The 18,129-nt window shown below is 59.0% G+C and carries 11 protein-coding genes; 4 read left to right on the forward strand and 7 right to left on the reverse strand.

The window, feature by feature from the left end; translation table 11 throughout:
• Positions 1-1,197, forward strand: a complete 1,197-nt coding sequence (tyrS, locus tag Q0753_RS11455) for a tyrosine--tRNA ligase (RefSeq protein ID WP_298720811.1) — start codon at positions 1-3, stop codon at positions 1,195-1,197.
• Positions 1,198-1,735: 538 nt separating this feature from the next.
• On the opposite strand, the gene Q0753_RS11460 is transcribed toward tyrS, so the two are convergent.
• The 6 genes from Q0753_RS11460 to gltB all read right to left on the reverse strand — a co-directional run bounded on the left by Q0753_RS11460 (position 1,736) and on the right by gltB (position 11,405).
• On the reverse strand, positions 1,736-2,365 hold the full coding sequence (locus Q0753_RS11460; RefSeq protein WP_298720813.1) for a TRIC cation channel family protein: 630 nt from the start codon (positions 2,363-2,365) through the stop codon (positions 1,736-1,738).
• 64 nt (positions 2,366-2,429) lie between these two features.
• Entirely contained in the window at positions 2,430-3,260 is an 831-nt protein-coding gene (locus Q0753_RS11465) for a cobalamin-binding protein (RefSeq protein ID WP_298720816.1), read from the reverse strand.
• Positions 3,261-3,312: 52 nt separating this feature from the next.
• A complete protein-coding gene (locus Q0753_RS11470; RefSeq protein WP_298720819.1) occupies positions 3,313-4,242 on the reverse strand; it encodes a cobalamin biosynthesis protein in 930 nt (309 codons plus the stop codon).
• Positions 4,243-4,247: 5 nt separating this feature from the next.
• The gene (mtnN, locus tag Q0753_RS11475) at positions 4,248-4,946 is read right to left on the reverse strand and encodes a 5'-methylthioadenosine/S-adenosylhomocysteine nucleosidase (protein WP_298720822.1); all 699 of its coding nucleotides are present in this window, start codon (positions 4,944-4,946) and stop codon (positions 4,248-4,250) included.
• Positions 4,947-5,517: 571 nt separating this feature from the next.
• On the reverse strand, positions 5,518-6,933 hold the full coding sequence (locus Q0753_RS11480) for an FAD-dependent oxidoreductase (RefSeq protein ID WP_298720825.1): 1,416 nt from the start codon (positions 6,931-6,933) through the stop codon (positions 5,518-5,520).
• 14 nt (positions 6,934-6,947) lie between these two features.
• Positions 6,948-11,405, reverse strand: a complete 4,458-nt coding sequence (gene gltB, locus Q0753_RS11485) for a glutamate synthase large subunit (protein WP_298720828.1) — start codon at positions 11,403-11,405, stop codon at positions 6,948-6,950.
• A 601-nt stretch (positions 11,406-12,006) separates the two neighbouring features.
• Between gltB and arcB the strand changes: the two genes are divergently transcribed.
• The 3 genes from arcB to Q0753_RS11500 all read left to right on the forward strand — a co-directional run bounded on the left by arcB (position 12,007) and on the right by Q0753_RS11500 (position 17,479).
• Positions 12,007-14,400: an aerobic respiration two-component sensor histidine kinase ArcB gene (arcB, locus tag Q0753_RS11490; RefSeq protein ID WP_298720831.1), complete on the forward strand. Its 2,394-nt coding sequence runs from the start codon at positions 12,007-12,009 to the stop codon at positions 14,398-14,400.
• Entirely contained in the window at positions 14,397-15,764 is a 1,368-nt protein-coding gene (gene dgt, locus Q0753_RS11495; RefSeq protein ID WP_298720835.1) for a dGTPase, read from the forward strand. The genes arcB and dgt overlap by 4 nt, the downstream gene beginning before the upstream one ends.
• A 527-nt stretch (positions 15,765-16,291) precedes the next feature.
• Positions 16,292-17,479: an inverse autotransporter beta domain-containing protein gene (locus Q0753_RS11500; protein ID WP_298720837.1), complete on the forward strand. Its 1,188-nt coding sequence runs from the start codon at positions 16,292-16,294 to the stop codon at positions 17,477-17,479.
• A 91-nt stretch (positions 17,480-17,570) separates the two neighbouring features.
• Here the strand turns inward: Q0753_RS11500 and rfaH are convergent, their stop codons facing one another.
• Entirely contained in the window at positions 17,571-18,068 is a 498-nt protein-coding gene (gene rfaH / locus Q0753_RS11505; RefSeq protein ID WP_298720840.1) for a transcription/translation regulatory transformer protein RfaH, read from the reverse strand.
• Between the last annotated feature and the right edge of the window lie 61 nt (positions 18,069-18,129).

Here is an 18,129-nt window from a genome sequence, read left to right on the forward strand (position 1 = left end):
ATGTCCCAGCTGGAAGCGGCATTAGCGGAAATCAAGCGTGGTGCCGAAGAGATACTGGTTGAAGAAGAGCTGGTTGCCAAATTAAAGGAAGGGCGTCCCCTGCGGGTGAAACTGGGCATGGATCCCACCGCGCCCGATATTCATCTGGGACACACGGTGATCCTCAACAAGCTGCGCCAGTTTCAGGATCTGGGCCATGAGGTGCTGCTGCTGATCGGTGATTTTACCGCTCAGGTCGGTGATCCCAGCGGCAAGAACAGCACCCGGCCACCGCTGACGCCGGAACAGGTGGCCGACAACGCCAAAACCTACGCCGAACAGGCGTTCAAGGTGCTGGACGCGGAAAAAACCCGAATCGTCTACAACTCGAGCTGGCTCGGCGAGCTGGGCGCAACCGGCATGATCAAGCTGGCGTCCAAACTGACCGTGGCCCGCATGCTGGAACGGGACGACTTCAAGAAGCGTTATGGTTCCGGTCAGTCCATCGCCATCCATGAATTCATGTATCCGCTGCTGCAGGGTTACGACTCGGTGGCACTCAAGGCCGATGTCGAGCTGGGCGGCACCGATCAGAAGTTCAACCTGTTGATGGGCCGTGAGCTGCAGAAAGAGGCCGGTCAGTCGCCGCAGGTAGTGCTGACCATGCCGTTGCTGGAAGGCCTGGACGGCATCAAGAAAATGTCCAAGTCGGCCGGTAACTACATCGGTGTAGACGAGGCGCCGGGCGAGATGTTCGGCAAGATCATGTCGCTGTCCGACGAATTGATGTGGCGTTACTTCGAGCTGCTGTCTCGTCGCAGCCTGGACGAGCTGGCTGCACTCAAGCAGGAGGTGCTGGATGGCGCCAATCCGCGGGATATCAAAATCCTGCTGGCCAAGGAAATCATCAGCCGTTATCACAACGAGGCGGCGGCCGAGCAGGCGCATCAGGATTTTGTGCAGCGTTTCCAGAAAAACGCCATTCCCGACGACCTGCCGGAAGTCACCCTTAACGCCGGTGCCGAAGGTATCGCCATCGCCAATCTGCTGAAAGAGGCGGGTCTGGTGGGCTCTACCTCCGAAGCGCTGCGCATGATCAAGCAGGGCGCAGTCAAGGTAGACGGCGACAAGCTGGAAGACGGCAAGCAGGTGGTCCAGGCCGGCGAAGCAGTCTACCAGGTCGGCAAGCGCAAGTTTGCCAAGGTCACCGTAGCCTGAAGCTGACGGTTATCGACATGTAAAAAGGCCTCGTCAGAGGCCTTTTTTGCATCAACCCCATTAGCAGATGGGGCTAATACCAATCCCTGTAATGAGCTGGTCATATTAAGGCCTCAGAGCAGAGGCAACACAGCCGCCTCCCACGACACGCCATTGGGCTAGCCATCTTTGCTGGATAACGGCTGCGAATATTCACTGGATATTCGGTCCATTACCCAACAAAGATATACGGCAGCAAGCTGCCTCATGGGGGCTCGGAAATGCTGTCTGACCGCCAGGGAGGGCGGGAATGCCGGAACGGCAGGAGCATTTTTCGGCCCTGGCATTTCACGGTCGTGGCAGGCGTTCTCTGTTGCCTCTTCTTGGGCACCGAGTTGCCCGCAGGCGGCACCTACAGGCCATGCCGGAGCTTCAAGGAGGACGAAGGGATCTGCTTCACCGACCATCACATGACAGGGAGGTCATGTGTTGAGCGTCACAGGGAGGTGCTTGAGCGAGTCGGCGAAGCGGGCCCTTTGTCCGATTGTACAGGCCCGAGTCAGCGGTTCAGCGAAAAGGCCGGTAGTGACAGATGCCAGCGAATGGCGGCGACGCGCAGGATGAAGGTGCCCAGCATGCCGAGCAGGGTAGCCAGTAATGGCGTTATGCCAATAGCCAGCGAGCAGGTATAGAGCACGCCGCCCAGAATGCAGGCGGTGGCGTAGATCTCCCGCTGCAATACCATGGGTACCTCGCGCGCCAGCACGTCGCGGATCATGCCGCCGGCCACCCCGGTGATCACCCCCATTACCACCGCCACCATGCCGGACGTTCCGTAGCTGAGCGCCTTGTCGGCACCGATAATGGTAAAAATGGCCAGACCGAAGGCGTCGGCCAGCGGCAGAATATACCAGGGCAGCCGCCGGGGAAGTTGGGCAATATATTGTCCGAGCAGGGCGGTAACCAGTATCACCCACAGATAGAGGGTATCCGCGGTCCAGAACACCTGCTCGGCACCGATGATAAGATCACGGATGGTGCCACCGCCGATGGCGGTGACCGCCGCCAGCACGATGACGCCAAAGCCGTCCATCCGCAGCCGGCCGGCCACCAGTACGCCGGAAAAGGCGAATACCGCCGTGCCGAACAGATCACTCCAGTAGAACACCGACTCAACCAGGGGCTGCATTGTTTATCTCTTCATGTAAAAAGGGCGCCATTGTATAGAGGCGCCCCGACGAACACAATTACACCTATTGGTAGGCTCTGGCTTTATCCAGTTGCCGGCACAGCTGGCGAATACCGCCGGGCGTGCGCGGTGTAAAACGATGCAGGCGATCGGCGTCTATGGTCAGTAAATGGCCGTGCGCCACCGCCTGCAACGCCGGCCATTGCCGCCAATGCTGCAGATCTTCGTGCTCGTCTGCCAGTATCACTTGCGGATCCTGCGCCAGCACCTGCTCGGCATTCAACGGCGGATAAGGCGCCGGACTGTCGGCCATGATATTGACCCCGCCACACAGTTTTACCGCCTGGCCCATCCAGGTGCTGTCGTTGGCGGACATCAAGGGAGTGCGGGCAATCTGATAAAACACCGTCACCGGGCCGGCATCGCGATACTCCCGTTCAATCTCATTCAGCTGCCGCCGATAGTCGGCAACGACGGTAGCGGCCTGGGGTGAATGGCCGGTCAACTCACCCAGTTGCTGCAGTTCATCACCCAGGGCGGAAAAGGTGTCGGGCGCGGAATAAAACACGGTGATACCCAGTTGTTCCAGTGGCTGCACCATTTGTTGCTGGGCATTGCCCCAGGCCACGATCAAGTCCGGCTGTAGCGCCAATATCTGCTCCATGTTGAGTGAGCGATAGTTGGCGACCTTGGGCAAGACGGTGGCTGCTGGTGGGTAGTCACTGGCGTTATCCACCGCAATCACCTGATCACCGGCGCCGATGGCAAACAGCATTTCGGTGATATGGGGGGCCAGGCTGATGATACGGCGGGCCTCGTCGGCACGGGCCTGTGCCGGACCGAGCAGGGCTCCGAACCACAGGGAAAGTAACAATAAGGCGCCGGGTTTAACCATTGAACACTTAACCATTGAACACTTAACCATTGAGCTTTTAACCATAAAACTCTTAGCCATAAAACAAGGGTACCAATACCAGGGTCCAGGCCAGCGACAGCCAGAACAGCAGGGCGATAACCAGCCGCCACAACAGCGCCCGGGTCGAGTCGGCATTCAGGTAGTTCTTGCTGCCCAGCTTGGGATAATAATCGGTGGCGTCGGTGTAACGGCGCGGGCCACCGAGTCCCGCATCTACGCCGGCCGCCGCGACCGCCAGTAAACGACCACTGGCCGGAAAGGCCCACAGTCGACCCTGGGGCCAGGCCTTGATGGCGCGCAGCGACCCCGGATAGATAAGCAGGGTCAGAGCCAGCACCTGGAACGGTAACCAGGCCATAGCGCGATACAGCACCGACGACAGCAGACCGAAGGCCCGCCAGTGCACCAGCTTGCGCGGCCAGGACTGCACCGCCAGCCGCAGCAAGGCGAACAGCAGGGCGGCATAGATGCCACCGGCCAGATACCAGCATAACAGGGCGAAATCGCCTGCCAGCCGTAATACCGCCACCTCCGCCAGCGTCTTGTGCAGCCCCAGCGACGACAGCGGATCTGTCTGGCGCAGACACAAGGGGGCCAGGGTTAACCGGGCCAGTGGTGTCTGTTCGCTACTCTGCTGCAGGCATAAGGGCAGGGCGCGGCTGAGCCGGCCCAAATCCAGACAACACCACAGCAACAGTGGCTCCAGCAGGGCCGGCCAGGGCGACAGCACCGTCAGCGACCAGTAGGTAGCCATCAGCGGCAGCAGCAGGCAGAGCAGCAGCGCCCCCCCGGCAACATGCAGATAACGCGCCGTATAGCGCTCACCATTGAGGCGACTTCCCAGCTGCATCAGACCCTGGGTCAGGCTCTGTTGCAGGCGAGTGGCCGGCAACAGCAGGCTCAGCAGTATGGCGATGCTGAGCAGAGTTACGGGCTGTTCGAGCAGCGAGAGGGCGATCACCGCATTCAGCTCGGCATGCGCGTGATCATGGCCAGCACCATGGCGCTGGAATGCTTGGCGGCGACCTCGAGAAAGGCTTCAAAAGACTCGGCCTGTTCCTTGCCGGCAATATCGGACAGGGCACGAACCACGACGAATGGCACCTGGAACTGATGGCACACCTGGCCCACGGCACCGGCTTCCATTTCACAGGCCTTCATGGTCGGAAACCGGGTGACGGCTTTCTGCAGCTGATCTTCCCGGTGCATAAACTGATCGCCGGTACAGATAAGGCCGACCGCCGAATTAATCTCATTCTGTTCTGCCAGGCACTCCTGCGCCAGCGCGATCAGCCCGGCATCGGCGATAAAGGCCGCCGGTTGCTGAGCCATCTGCCCCATTTCGTAACCGAAGGCGGTTACGTCCACGTCATGAAAACGGACTTCGCTGGACACTACCACATCACCCACATGCAGCGCCGGATCGAAACCGCCGGCGGAGCCGGTATTGATGACGGTATCGGGTGCGAAGCGCTCCAGCAGCAGGGTGGTGGCGATGCTGGCGGCAACTTTACCGATGCCGGAGCGGGTAATCACCACGTCTTTGCCCGCCAGGGTGCCCTGGTAGAATTCACAGCCCGCGACCGTGATGGTCTGGGCGTTGTCCAGCTGAGCGCGCAGCTCGGCGACTTCCTGCTCCATGGCGCCAATAATACCGATAGTCATAAGGGGTTCTCTCGCAACGAAAATAATGGAGAGTTTATCATCATCAACCCAAAAGGCCGATCGGGGATCCTTGTCTCGAGTCGCGCGCAACGTTTTCTGTTGGAGTCGATTCATACCAATCTAAATAAAAATATGATCTATTTTAAAACTGGATACTCGAGGAAACAGAGCCACCTCCCACGACACGCCATAAACCCATCCCTGGGGGCTCGGAAATGCCTTCCATGGCATTTCACGGTCGTGGGAGGCGATCTCTGCAGCCTCTTTTCGAGCATCGAGTTGTCTGTGGACGGCGCTAACAGGCAACGCCGGTGCATCAAGGAGGACAAAGGGATCTGCTCAGCCGACCATCCGCGCCACGGATGGCGCGGCTGAGCCTCCAGGGAGGGATTCACGGCGAGTCGGAGGAGCGGGCCCTTTGTTCGAATTTTATACAAAAATGAAATAGATCATTTGTTTAGTGGGATTGGTATCAGTCGGGCAAAGGGCCCGCTCTTTGTCCGATGTCTGTGGGATGGGCTTACAAAAAAGGCCGCTCGATGAGCGGCCTTTGCAACGGAGTGAAGCGAGCTTACACCCCGATGTAATCCATGATGCCTTCGGCGGCCTTGCGGCCTTCGGCGATGGCGGTCACCACCAGATCGGAGCCGCGTACGGCGTCGCCGCCGGCAAAGATCTTGGCGTTGCTGGTCTGGTAGGCGAAGTCGGCTTTTTCGGGGGCGATGATGCGGCCCCACTTGTCGGCTTCGATACCGTACTCTTTCAGCCAGGGCTGGTCATGAGGCTGGAAACCAAACGCCATGATCACCACATCGGCCGGCAATACCTGCTCGGAACCGGCAACCGGCTCCGGACGGCGGCGACCGTTGGCGTCGGGCTCGCCCAGCTGGGTAGAGACCACTTCAACGCCGCTGACCTTGCCGTTGCTGTCGGTCTGCACGCCGGTAGGCTGCAGGTTGAACATGAAGTTCACCCCTTCTTCCCGGGCATTCTGCACTTCGCGGCGGGAGCCGGGCATGTTGGCTTCGTCCCGACGATAGGCACAGACTACGTGCTCGGCATTCTGACGAATGGAGGTCCGTACACAGTCCATGGCGGTATCACCACCACCCAGCACCACTACCTTCTTGCCGGCCATGTCGATGTAGTCGGACGCCTGCTTTTCGAAACCCAGCACCCGGTTGGCGTTGGAGATCAGGAAGGGCAGGGCATCAAAGACACCCTCGGCATCTTCGTTGGTCAGGCCGCCACGCAGATACTTGTAGGTACCCACGGCGAGGAAGACCGCATCGTAGTCGTCGAGCAGGGTCTGAAAACCGACATCCTTGCCCACTTCGGTATTCAGGCGAAATTCGATGCCCATGTCGGAGAAAATTTCCCGGCGATTGCTCATCACCGTCTTCTCCAGCTTGAAGGACGGAATACCAAAGGTCAGCAGACCGCCGATTTCCGGATAACGGTCGAAGACCACCGGGGTCACGCCGTTACGTGCCAGCACGTCGGCACAGGCCAGACCGGCAGGGCCGGCGCCGATGACGGCGACCTTGCGATCGGTTCTCACCACGTTGGACATGTCCGGACGCCAGCCCATTTCAAAGGCCTTGTCGGTGATGTACTTCTCGATGTTACCTATGGTCACGGCACCGAATTCGTCGTTGAGGGTACAGGAACCCTCGCACAGACGATCCTGCGGACACACCCGGCCACATACTTCGGGCAGGCTGTTGGTCTCGTGACACAGGTCCGCCGCCTCGAAGATGCGTCCCTCGTTGGCCAGCTTCAGCCAGTTGGGAATGTAGTTGTGTACCGGACACTTCCACTCGCAGTAGGGGTTGCCGCAGTCCAGACAGCGGTCGGCCTGCATTTCGGCCTGGCTGTCGGAAAAGGGTTCGTAGATCTCCACGAACTCGATTTTACGGGTGCCGATCGCCTTCTTGGGCGGATCGACACGTTGTACGTCTATAAACTGAAATACGTTCTGGCTCATCTCACAATCTTCCTTTACTGCGCATGGACCCGCAGTTCTGCGGTGGAACGGCTCTGGTGGCCCAACAAGGATTTAACATCACTGGATTTGGGTTTGACCAGTTTGAATTTGGGCAGGTACTGGTCGAAGTTGGCCAGAATTTCCTGTGCCCGGTTACTGCCGGTTTCCTGCAGATGTTGCGTGATGATACCGCGCAGATGTTCCTGATGGATCATCAGTTCATCCAGACCCAGCAACTCGACCAGCTCAAAGTTGGTCTTGAGTTCGAAATCATCGTCTTCATCCAGCACGTAGGCAAAGCCTCCGGTCATGCCGGCGGCAAAGTTGACCCCGGTACGGCCCAGTACGGTCACGATACCGCTGGTCATGTATTCACAGCCGTTGTCACCCACGCCTTCAACCACGGCGATGGTACCGGAGTTGCGCACCGCGAAACGTTCACCGGCACGGCCGGCGACGTACAGGTGGCCACCGGTGGCACCGTACAGACAGGTGTTGCCGACCAGGGTTGCTTCGTGCGAGGCGAAGGCCACGCCGACATGGGACTTGATGACCAGCTTGCCGCCGGTCATGCCCTTGCCGACGTAGTCGTTGGCGTCGCCGGTCAGGATCATTTCCAGACCGCCGGCGTTCCAGACCCCGAAGCTCTGGCCGGCGGTGCCGTCCAGATGCATGCGAACCGGATCCGCCGCCATGCCCTGATTACCGTGACGCTGGGCGATTTCGCCAGACAGACGCGCACCTACCGAACGGTCGGTGTTGCGGATGTTGTAGTAGAAGTCGCCGCCGGTCTTGCCTTCGATGGCGCCGAGGGCATCTTCGGTCATGCGCAGGTTCAGTACGCCCTTGTCGAAGTTGGGGTTGCCGGTCTGGCAGAACACACCCAGACCCGGCTTGGGCTCGGGCTTGGCAGTGATGCCGGACAGATCCAGCTTCTGCTGCTTGGCGGTCAGGCCAGGCAACACTTCCAGCAAGTCGGTACGGCCGATCAAATCGGTCAGTTGGGTCACGCCCAGTTGCGCCATCAGCTCGCGGGTTTCCTCGGCGATGAACTTGAAGTAGTTCTCTACCATTTCGGGTAGACCGTGGAAGTGTTCCTTGCGCAGCTTCTCGTCCTGGGTGGCCACGCCGGTAGCGCAGTTGTTCAGGTGACAGATACGCAGGTACTTACAACCCAGCGCCACCATGGGGCCGGTACCAAAGCCGAAGCTCTCGGCACCCAGAATGGCCGCCTTGACGATGTCCAGGCCGGTCTTGAGACCGCCGTCCACCTGCAGCCGTACCTTGTGGCGCAGGCCGTTGGCCACCAGCGCCTGCTGGGTTTCGGCCAGGCCCAGTTCCCAGGGGGAGCCGGCGTACTTGACCGAGGTCAGCGGGCTGGCACCGGTGCCGCCATCGTAACCGGAGACGGTGATCAGATCCGCATAGGCCTTGGCCACACCGGTGGCAATGGTACCCACGCCGGGCTCGGACACCAGCTTGACCGACACCATGCAGCTCGGGTTGATCTGCTTGATGTCGAAGATCAGCTGGGCCAGATCCTCGATGGAATAGATGTCGTGGTGCGGCGGCGGTGAAATCAGGGTCACACCCGGTACCGCATAACGCAGCTTGGCGATTTCGGTGGTCACCTTGTGGCCGGGCAGCTGACCGCCCTCACCGGGCTTGGCGCCCTGGGCCACCTTGATTTGAATGACCTCGGCGTTCATCAGGTAGTGCGGGGTCACACCGAAGCGACCGGAAGCCACCTGCTTGATCTTGGAGTTCTTCAGGTTGTTGAAACGACGGGCATCTTCACCGCCCTCGCCGGAGTTGCTCTTGCCGCCGAGGCGGTTCATGGCCACGGCCAGTGCTTCATGGGCCTCGGGGCCGAGGGCACCGATGGACATGGCGGCGCTGTCGAAGCGGGGGAACAATTCGCTGGCCGGCTCGACCTTGTCCAGCGCGATGCCCTGACCATCCTGCTTGAGGGTCAGCAGGTCACGCAGCATGGCAACCGGACGCTCGTTGACCAGTTTGGAATAAACCCGGTAGTCCTCGTAGCTGCCGGAGCGCACCGCGGTTTGCAGGCTTTTGACCACATCCGGGTTGTAGCTGTGGTATTCGCCGTCGTGTACATACTTGAGCAGGCCGCCCTGACTGAGGGGCTTGCGGGCAATCCAGGCCACGCGGCTCAGGTTGAACAGGTCCTGCTGGAAGTCTTCGAAAGAGGCACCCTGCACACGGCTGGAGACGCCCTGGAAGCACATCTCGACCACGTCCTGATGCAGACCTATGGCTTCAAACAGCTGAGAGCAGCGGTAAGAGGCAATGGTGCTGATACCCATCTTGGACATGACCTTGTACAGGCCCTTGTTGATGCTGTTGCGGAAGTTGAGCAGCGCATCGCGCAGGGGCATCTTCAGCACGCCGTCTTCCACCATGCGGCCCAGGGTTTCATAGGCCAGATAGGGGTAGATGGCGGTCACGCCGAAGCCGAGCAGAACCGCAAACTGGTGCGGGTCACGGGTGCTGGCGGTTTCGACGATGATGTTGGAGTCGCAGCGCAGGTTGTGTTCGACCAGGGTGCGCTGAATGGCACCGGCGGCCATGGCAGCCGGAATCGGCAGCTTGTCCTTGCTGATATAACGGTCGGTCAGTACCAGCAGTACGGTGCCGGTCTCTACCGCCGTCTTGGCTTCTTCACACAGGCGTTCGATGGCGGCCTGCAGGCCCTCTTCCGGTGCGAAGTTCAGATCCAGCACGGTATTCTTGTGATGGGTCTGTTCCAGATTCATCAGCTGATGAAAATCGGAGTACAGCAGAATGGGTGATTCAAACTGAACCCGATGGGCGTGGCCGTGGGTCTCGTTGAATACGTTCTGCTCGCGGCCGATCAGCGTGGCCAGCGACATGACGTGGTTTTCGCGCAGTGGATCGATGGGCGGATTGGTTACCTGGGCAAACATCTGGCGGAAGTAGTCATACACGGAACGGGACTTGCTGGACAGCACCGCCATGGGGGCATCGTCACCCATGGAGCCTGTGGCTTCCTGGCCGTTCTCGCCCATGACCCGAATCACCTGATCCAGCTCTTCCATCGAGTAGCCGAACAGCTTCTGATAGGTACGCAGGGAGCCGGCGTCCAGCTCGCACTGACCGGCCTTGTCTTCGGGCAGATCTTCGAAGCGAGTCAGCACACGCTTGTGTTGGGTCATCCATTCCTTGTAGGGATGGCGGCTCTTGAGATCGTCGTCGATCTCGAAGCTGGTCCAGATTTTGCCTTTGGCGGTATCGACCACGAACAGCTCGCCCGGGCCGACCCGGCCCTTTTCGAGCACTTCGTCCGGGGTATAGTCCCAGATGCCGATTTCCGAGGCCAGGGTGATAAAGCCGTCTTTGGTGCGCACGAAACGCGCCGGGCGCAGACCGTTACGGTCGAGGGCGCAGGCGGCGAAGCGACCGTCGGACATGACGATACCGGCGGGGCCATCCCAGGGCTCCATGTGCATGGAGTTGAAGTCGTAGAAGGCGCGCAGATCCTGGTCCATTGCCGGGTTTTTCTGCCAGGCCGGCGGAATCAGCATACGCATGGCACGGAACAGATCCATGCCGCCGGCCAGGAACAGTTCCAGCATGTTGTCCAGGCTGGAGGAGTCGGAGCCGTCGGTGTTGACGTAGGGGGCAGCGTCTTGCAGATCCGGCAGCAATGGCGAGCCAAATTTGTAGGCACGGGCCTGGGCCCAGCGACGGTTACCGCCGATGGTGTTGATCTCGCCGTTGTGGGCCAGAAAACGGAACGGCTGAGCCAGCGGCCAGCGGGGCTGGGTATTGGTGGAGAAGCGCTGGTGAAACACGCAAATCGCCGATTGCAGACGAATATCCGCCAGATCGAGGTAAAACCTGGGCAAATCGGCGGGCATGCACAGGCCCTTGTAGGTCATCACCAGATTGGACAGGCTGACTACATAGAAGTATTCGTCATTGATGCGTTTTTCGATGCGACGACGCACTATGTAAAGGCGGCGCTCAATATCATTTTCGACCCAACCGGCGGGGGCATTGACGAAAACCTGCTCGATGCGAGGCAGAGAAGCCTTGGCGATGTCGCCCAGTACCTGGGTATTCACCGGCACATCGCGCCAGCCAACCAGGCTCAGGGTTTCCTTTTCCAGTTCTTCGTTGACTATCTTGCGGCACTGTTCGGCCAGTACCGGATCCGGATTGAGAAACATCATGCCTACGGCATACTTGCGGCCCAGGTTCCATCCCTTGTCTTGAGCGACAGCGCGAAAGAAACTATCCGGTTTTTGCATTAACAGACCGCAACCGTCACCGGTTTTGCCGTCGGCGGCGATGCCGCCGCGATGTTGCATGCGATCCAACGCCGAAATCGCGAGTCGGACAAGCTTGTGGCTGGCTTCGCCTTCTGTATGGGCGATCAGGCCGAAACCACAGTTATCTTTCTCAAGCGAGGGGTCATAAAGAGACATTGCATTCCTCCATTGCTCAAGCCGTTGGGCCGAGCGACTACTTTTGTCAGCACGACATGCTCTGAAGCGTCCGTTGCCATTGGTGGCTAATTTACCAAAATATAGGGATTTTTTTGTGAGGTCAATTAAAGGAATAAAGAGAGAAGTCGCTGTTTATCCCGAGGTGAAGTAGGATATTCCAATGTAAAACCCAGATGTTTGGCTATAAATCTTAATTTTTATTTTAATGTTAGTTGTTTATTTTGTGATTTAAAACTGAGCAGCATAATGTAAAGTTGAATGTTTTTTGTTGTTTTTTTACTACATAGCAAAGGTAAACTTTGAGGTAGATCTCATTTTGTTCCGCCGGAAAAATGAGCATAACGGCATTTCCTGCAAAACTCCTTTGTTATTATGGGATTATAAATTCACTTTTAGTGCATTAAATTTCAGTTGTGATGTTTTACCCAACGAGACAGAGTCTGTTTGATGTAAAATTACGTGCGGATTAAAGGTTCCGCGTGTCTCTATATTGACGGCAACAAGCTCGTACATCATCGGCATGACAGCCCGCGGCTAAGCCGGTATCCTGCTTTTATGCTGTTGTTGACGGGAATAACCGATGAAACCCATAAAAACATGGGCTCAATACTATGTTGATCTGATGACCAAGCTGGGCATAGTGCGTTTCAGCATGTTGCTGGCCGCCTGCATCATACTGCTGGCCATCTTTATCCAGGTGGGCGTGACGCTGTTTCTCAGGGGAACGGTCGAATCCATCGATATGGTGCGATCCGTCTTCTTCGGCCTGCTGGTCACGCCCTGGGCGGTGTACTTTCTGTCGGTGGTGGTGGATCAGCTGGAGGACTCGCGCCAGCGCCTTAGCCGGCTGGTGCAGCGGCTGCAGCAGATGCGGGAGCGGGATCTGGAGCTCAACAACGAGCTGCAGGAAAAAATAGAGTTGCTTAATCGCCAGATAGAAGAAACCCACAAGGCAGAGACCGCACGCCAGCAGGCCATCGGCGATCTGGAGGCGGAAGTCTACCAGCGGGAGAAGGCACAGCTGGAATCTCAGGAGCGCTCTGCCCTGTTGCGCTCCTTCATCGATACCTCACCGGATCTGGTGTATTACCGCAACGAACTGGAAGAATTCTCCGGCTGTAACCGAGCGATGGAAGATTTGCTTGGCCGTCAGGAAAAAGAGCTGATCGGCCTGACGCCTTACGATGTGTATGCGGAAGATGTGGCCGAGAAGGTGGTAGAAACCGACAAGGAAGTGTTCGCCCGCAACGAGAGTCAGACTTACGAGCAATGGCTGCAATACCCGGATGGGCGCCGAGCCTGTTTCGAGTTGCGCAAGGTGCCCTTCTTCGATCGTAACGACAAGCGCCTGGGATTGTTGGGCTTCGGCCGGGACATTACCGAGCGCAAGCGCTATCAGGAGGTGCTGGAAAAAGCCAGTCGTGACAAGACCACCTTTATCTCCACCATCAGTCATGAGCTGCGTACGCCACTGAACGGCATCGTTGGCCTGAGTCGCATTCTGCTGGCCACCAAGCTGGATCAGGAACAGCGACAGCACCTCAAGACCATTCACTTCAGCGCCGTGACCCTGGGCAATATCTTCAACGATATCATCGATCTGGACAAGGTAGACCGCAGCCGGCTGGAACTGGCGCCGGAGCCGATGGACTTCCCCGGCTTTCTGGATGATCTGGAAAGCCTTGCCCGGCTGCAGGCCGAGCAGAAAGGCTTGTATCTGCACTTCGATCGGGATGGTGATATTCCCGAGTGGATTCTGGCCGACGGTACCCGCTTGCGGCAGGTGTTGTGGAACCTGGTTGGCAACGCGGTCAAGTTCACCGATGACGGTGGCGTGACCATTCGTTGCATGGCCGACGAGCTGACGCCGGGCGAAGTGACCCTGCGCTTCGATATCGAAGATACCGGCATCGGCATTCCGACCGAGCTGCAGCAGAAAATATTTGCGCTCTATTTTCAGATCGAGGGCAACAAGCACGCCACCGGCACCGGCATCGGCCTGGCGGTGTCGCAGCAATTGGTGAATGCCATGCACGGCACCATAGAGCTGGACAGCGAACCCGGCGAAGGCTCCTGCTTCAGCATTACCATCACGGTGCCCAGCACCCAGGCTCCGGTAGACGATCCTGCGGTCGCACACTTGCCGCCGCTGTCGATGTTGCTGGTCGAAGATGTGGAGCTGAACGTGACCGTCGCCTGCGCCCTGCTGGAAAAGCTGGGCCACAAGGTGACCGTCGCCCGCGATGGCGGCGAAGCCTTTGCCTGGTTGGCACAGCGGTCCTTTGATCTGGTGTTCCTCGATATCCAGCTACCGGACATGACCGGCTTCGATATTGCCGCCCGTCTGCGGGAAGAGGCGCGGGAGCAGTCGAAGAGCCTGCCGCCGCTGGTGGCGCTGACCGCCAATCTGATCAGAGACAAAGAGGAATATCTGGCCCGGGGTATGGACGATGCCATCAGCAAGCCGCTGTCGTCCAAGGCCATCAAGGGGGTGCTGGCCCGCTTCTTTGCTCATCGACCCCAGCCACAGCACCAGCCACAGCTCCAATCCAAATCCCGACCGGCGCCGGTAACTGCCATGCCCGCCACGGAAAACGATACCGAGGTCGACGCTCACGCCGAGCAGCAGGAAATACTGGATACGGTGTTTCTGACCGATTATGTGGATACGGTAGGTGCCGGTATTCTGTTATCCAGCGTCGACATGCTCGACCAGATGGCCGGTGATTATCTGAACAGGCTCAATGACTTTATGGCCGAGAAGGATAAAGACGGCATTGTCGACGAAGCGCACAAGATCAAGGGCGCAGCCGGCTCGGTCGGATTGAAGCGGGTGCAGCAGCTGGCGCAGCAAATCCAGAGTCCGGATCTGCCCGACTGGTGGCAACAGCTGGATACCCGGGTGAATGAGCTGAACGCCCTGTTACCGGCGGATCTGGTGATACTGCGCCGGTGGCTGGAGCGCCGGGTATGAGTGATTATCAGGCGCTTATCCTGAGTGAGCGTCAGCTGCCTTCCGCCAGTGAGGAGGCGGAGCCTGCGTCGGCATTGGCCGCCATAGAGGCGGATCGCAGCCGCATCGTGCAGTGTTCGCCGGTGCGACGGCTGCAGCAAAAGACCCAGGTGTTTCCGCTCGACGTCAAGGCCTCGGTACGCAGCCGACTGACCCACTCGCTGGAGGTGAAGGAAACCGGCCGCCAGCTTGCGCTGAAGGTGCTGGCCGAAATTGGTCAGGAGGTCGACAAGGAAGCCTTCGTCAGCCTGGTGGAAATGGCCTGCCTGCTGCACGACGTCGGCAATCCGCCGTTCGGCCACTTCGGCGAGGTGGTGATGATTGACTGGTTGCGCACCCGGCTGCCGCCGCTGTTCCGCCAGGCCATTGGCAAGGGCTCGCGTCAGTGGCCCATGTTGATGACGGATTTGCAGCAGTTTGAAGGCAACGCCCAGAGCCTGCGGCTGCTGCACAGCCTGCAGGGGCTGAACCTGACGTTGAGTCAGCTGGCGGCGCTGCAAAAGTACGTGCGCGGCGCCTACCAGCGCCAGACCGGCGGTCGCTGGCAGCAGAAACCGGGGCATTACTTCAGCGAACGGCCGCTGGTGCAGCAGATAAGGGCACGCTTTCCCATCACCACCCGGGGGCGTTATCCGCTGACCTTTCTGATGGAAGCCGCCGACGACATGGCTTATGGGGTGGCGGATCTGGAAGACGCGGTCGACCGGGGCGTGCTGAGTCTGGCGGAGCTGGAACTGGCCTTGCTGGGGGATGGCAATGAGTATCTGAAAAACTGCTGGCAGCAGGCGAAGGCCGATGAGCCGGGCTTTTTCAGCCGCTTTCGCCAGGCCATCAACGATGACCTGCTGGTGCTGGTCAGCGAGCAGTATCTGCTGCATCAGCAGGCGATTCTCGAGGGCAGCCACGATACTCCCCTGTTGGCGGTAGAGCAGGCGCCGGCCGAGGCGTTGCAGTGGTTGAAGGATTTCGCCCACCGGCAGGTATTCAACCGCCGTGAGGTAGAGGCGCTGGAGTTGTCGGGTTTTGCCGCGCTCAAAGGTGTGCTGGAAGCCTTTGCGCCCTTGCTGGCGCTGCCGGAGCAGGAGTTCACCAGCCTGGACAGCCGACAGGATGCCGAGGGGCTGGTGTTGCGCCGGCTCTATCATCGCCTGCCGCCACGTCATCTGGCCGCCTACCGGCGCGACAGCCGCAGCGCCGCTTTCTTTGAAAGCGAGCGGGAGCGGGAGTGGTACTTTCGGGTTCGGCTGCTGCTGGATTTCGTCAGTGGCATGACCGACACCTATGTGCTGGAAGAATATCGCCTCTTGTGCGGCTTTCAGGGCTGATACCAATCTAAGTAAAAATATGATCTAGTTTAAAACTGAATACTCGAGGAAACAGAGTCACCTCCCGCGACACGCCGTAAACCCATCCATGGGGGCTCGAAAAATGCCATCCCTGGCATTTCACGGTCGTGTGAGCCGATCTCTGTTGCCTCTCCTTAAGCACCGAGTTGTCTGCAGGGCACTCCCACAGGCGACGCCGCAGCAGAGGGGCGGATGAAGGGTTCAACTCTACCGACCATCACATGACAGGATGTCATGTGCTGAGCGTCGCAGGGATGCGGTTCAGCGTGTCGGTGGAGTCGACCCTTCGTTCGACCTTTTCGGGGCAGCCAAACAGATCAGTTAGTTTTACAGATTGGTATGAGAGCTTTGAGCCCGGTTGAAGGCGAATCCTGGTTGAATAAGCAGAGCGTGATCACCATAGTTTAATAATCAGGGTTCGATAGCCCGGGTTTGATATTGTTGCTGTCGCCGCGCGCTTTGGCGCGATAGCCCCTTGCCCGTCAGGTACAGCCGGAGCCTTCTGTGTGCGTTATTTCCTGTTATTGATGTCGCTCTGTTTCAGCGTGCCATCGCCGGCCTCGGGCCCCTTGATGGTGATGCACCAGGTGTTGCCCGGTGAAAGCTGGCGCTCGCTGGCGGCGCGCTTTCAACTGACCGAGCGGCAACTGCGGCTGAACTTCAATCGCGAACGCTTCATGACGCCGTTGACGACGGGGGATTGGATCTGGGTGCCGGATCGGCCACCCTTGCCCCCGGCCCTGACCATTCAACCGCCGGCGCCCCGCCCTCGAATGCCGGTGGCCACGCATCTCCCGAGCCAACTGCCCCGGCTGGGACCACCCGATCCGGCCCGGGCACCCAAAACCGACCGTGTGCTGCTCACCATTGCCACCGCGGCGCGGGCGGCGGCGACTGATCAGCTGGACCAGTTTGTGGAGCAACAGGGGACCACTCTGGCCGACAGTACCTTGTCATTTGGTTCGCGCCAGCTCAGCGAGCTGCCCTGGCTCAACCCCGAGCAGTGGAGCTGGGATTATCAGCTGCCGCTGTTTGATAAGGAGCCATTGCTCAACAGTCGCATGGCCTTGCCGGTCATGGAGGACTGGCAGGGCGAACTGGGGCTGGACTACCGGGATGAACGACTGACCTACCAGGCCGGGTTGCACTTCGAACAGCCGCTGACCAACGAGATTAGCGGCCACCTCGAGCCGGTGATGGATTATCAGGCCGCCTGGGATCATCGCCGTGGTGGCCTGTTGATGTTCTTGAACCACAGAGACTGGACCCTGGGAGCGGGGCAATACCGCGCCCTGTCCGGCTGGCAGCAGCAAGGAGGCCGGCTGGAACGGCCGGCATCCGGACGGCAGTGGTTCGGCGAGGGGCGGCTGGGATTCGTGCCGGGGCTGAGTGTGTCGGGGCGGTATTATCAATGGCAGGGACGGCAACTCAGCCTGTACGGCAGCGGTGACAAATACCAGGCGGCATTATCCCGGCAGTGGTCGCTCAATTATGCGCCCTGGCGGATATTTCGGCTGCAGAGTTCGCTGTTGAGCAACAGCAAGCAAAAATTCGAGTCCCGGTTTCGATTGGGCATAGATTTGCCGCTGGGAATGGCGCCGGGGCAGTGGTGGCAAAGCCTGATGGAAAAACCGCGCTACGACCGTTATCGGCCGCTGCAACATCACAAGGTGATGGTGCTGCAGCACCGGTAATCAAGCTGTGAAGAGTGAGGGGAAAGGGGTGAAGAGTAAGGAGTAAACCCATGTTTGAAGGTCCGGTGTTTGGCTCCTCACCATTCACTTTTTACAGCCGCGAAAACTCGTCGTTGGCGAAGCTGGTCGGGGTTGCCTTTTGCAGCATGGTCAGCAGCAGAATGGCACGGGTCTCGCCGTCGGCTTCCTGGTAAATCGCCTCCAGCCCGGCAAAAGGGCCCTCCGTGATACGCACCTTGTCACCACAACGGGGAATGTCACTCAGTTGCTCTCTCAGCTCATCGCTGTCGCAATGACACATCAGATCATAAACCAGCTCGGCGGGTACCTCGCAGGGGCCGCCGCCAAAGCGCACCAGATTACGCACGCCACGGGTAGAGCCAATAGTGGTGGAGCTGGTGATTTCCAGATCGGCTCGCACGAAGATATAACCGGGAAACAGGGCTTCGGTCAGCACCACGACTTTGCGCCGGCGCAGTTTCTTGACCTCGGCGTAAGGGTAAAAAGCCTCTATATCCTGATTGTTCAGGTTCATCAGCGCCCTTTCTTCTTCCCGGGGGCGGCAATGCGCCAGATACCACTTCTGCATACTAGATCCCTGCGGCTTGGTTTGACCCGTTATTATGACAGCACAAAAAAAAAAGGCCACG

It is taken from the genome of uncultured Oceanisphaera sp. (assembly GCF_947495715.1).
In the GTDB taxonomy this organism is placed as follows: Bacteria; Pseudomonadota; Gammaproteobacteria; order Enterobacterales; family Aeromonadaceae; genus Oceanimonas; species Oceanimonas sediminis.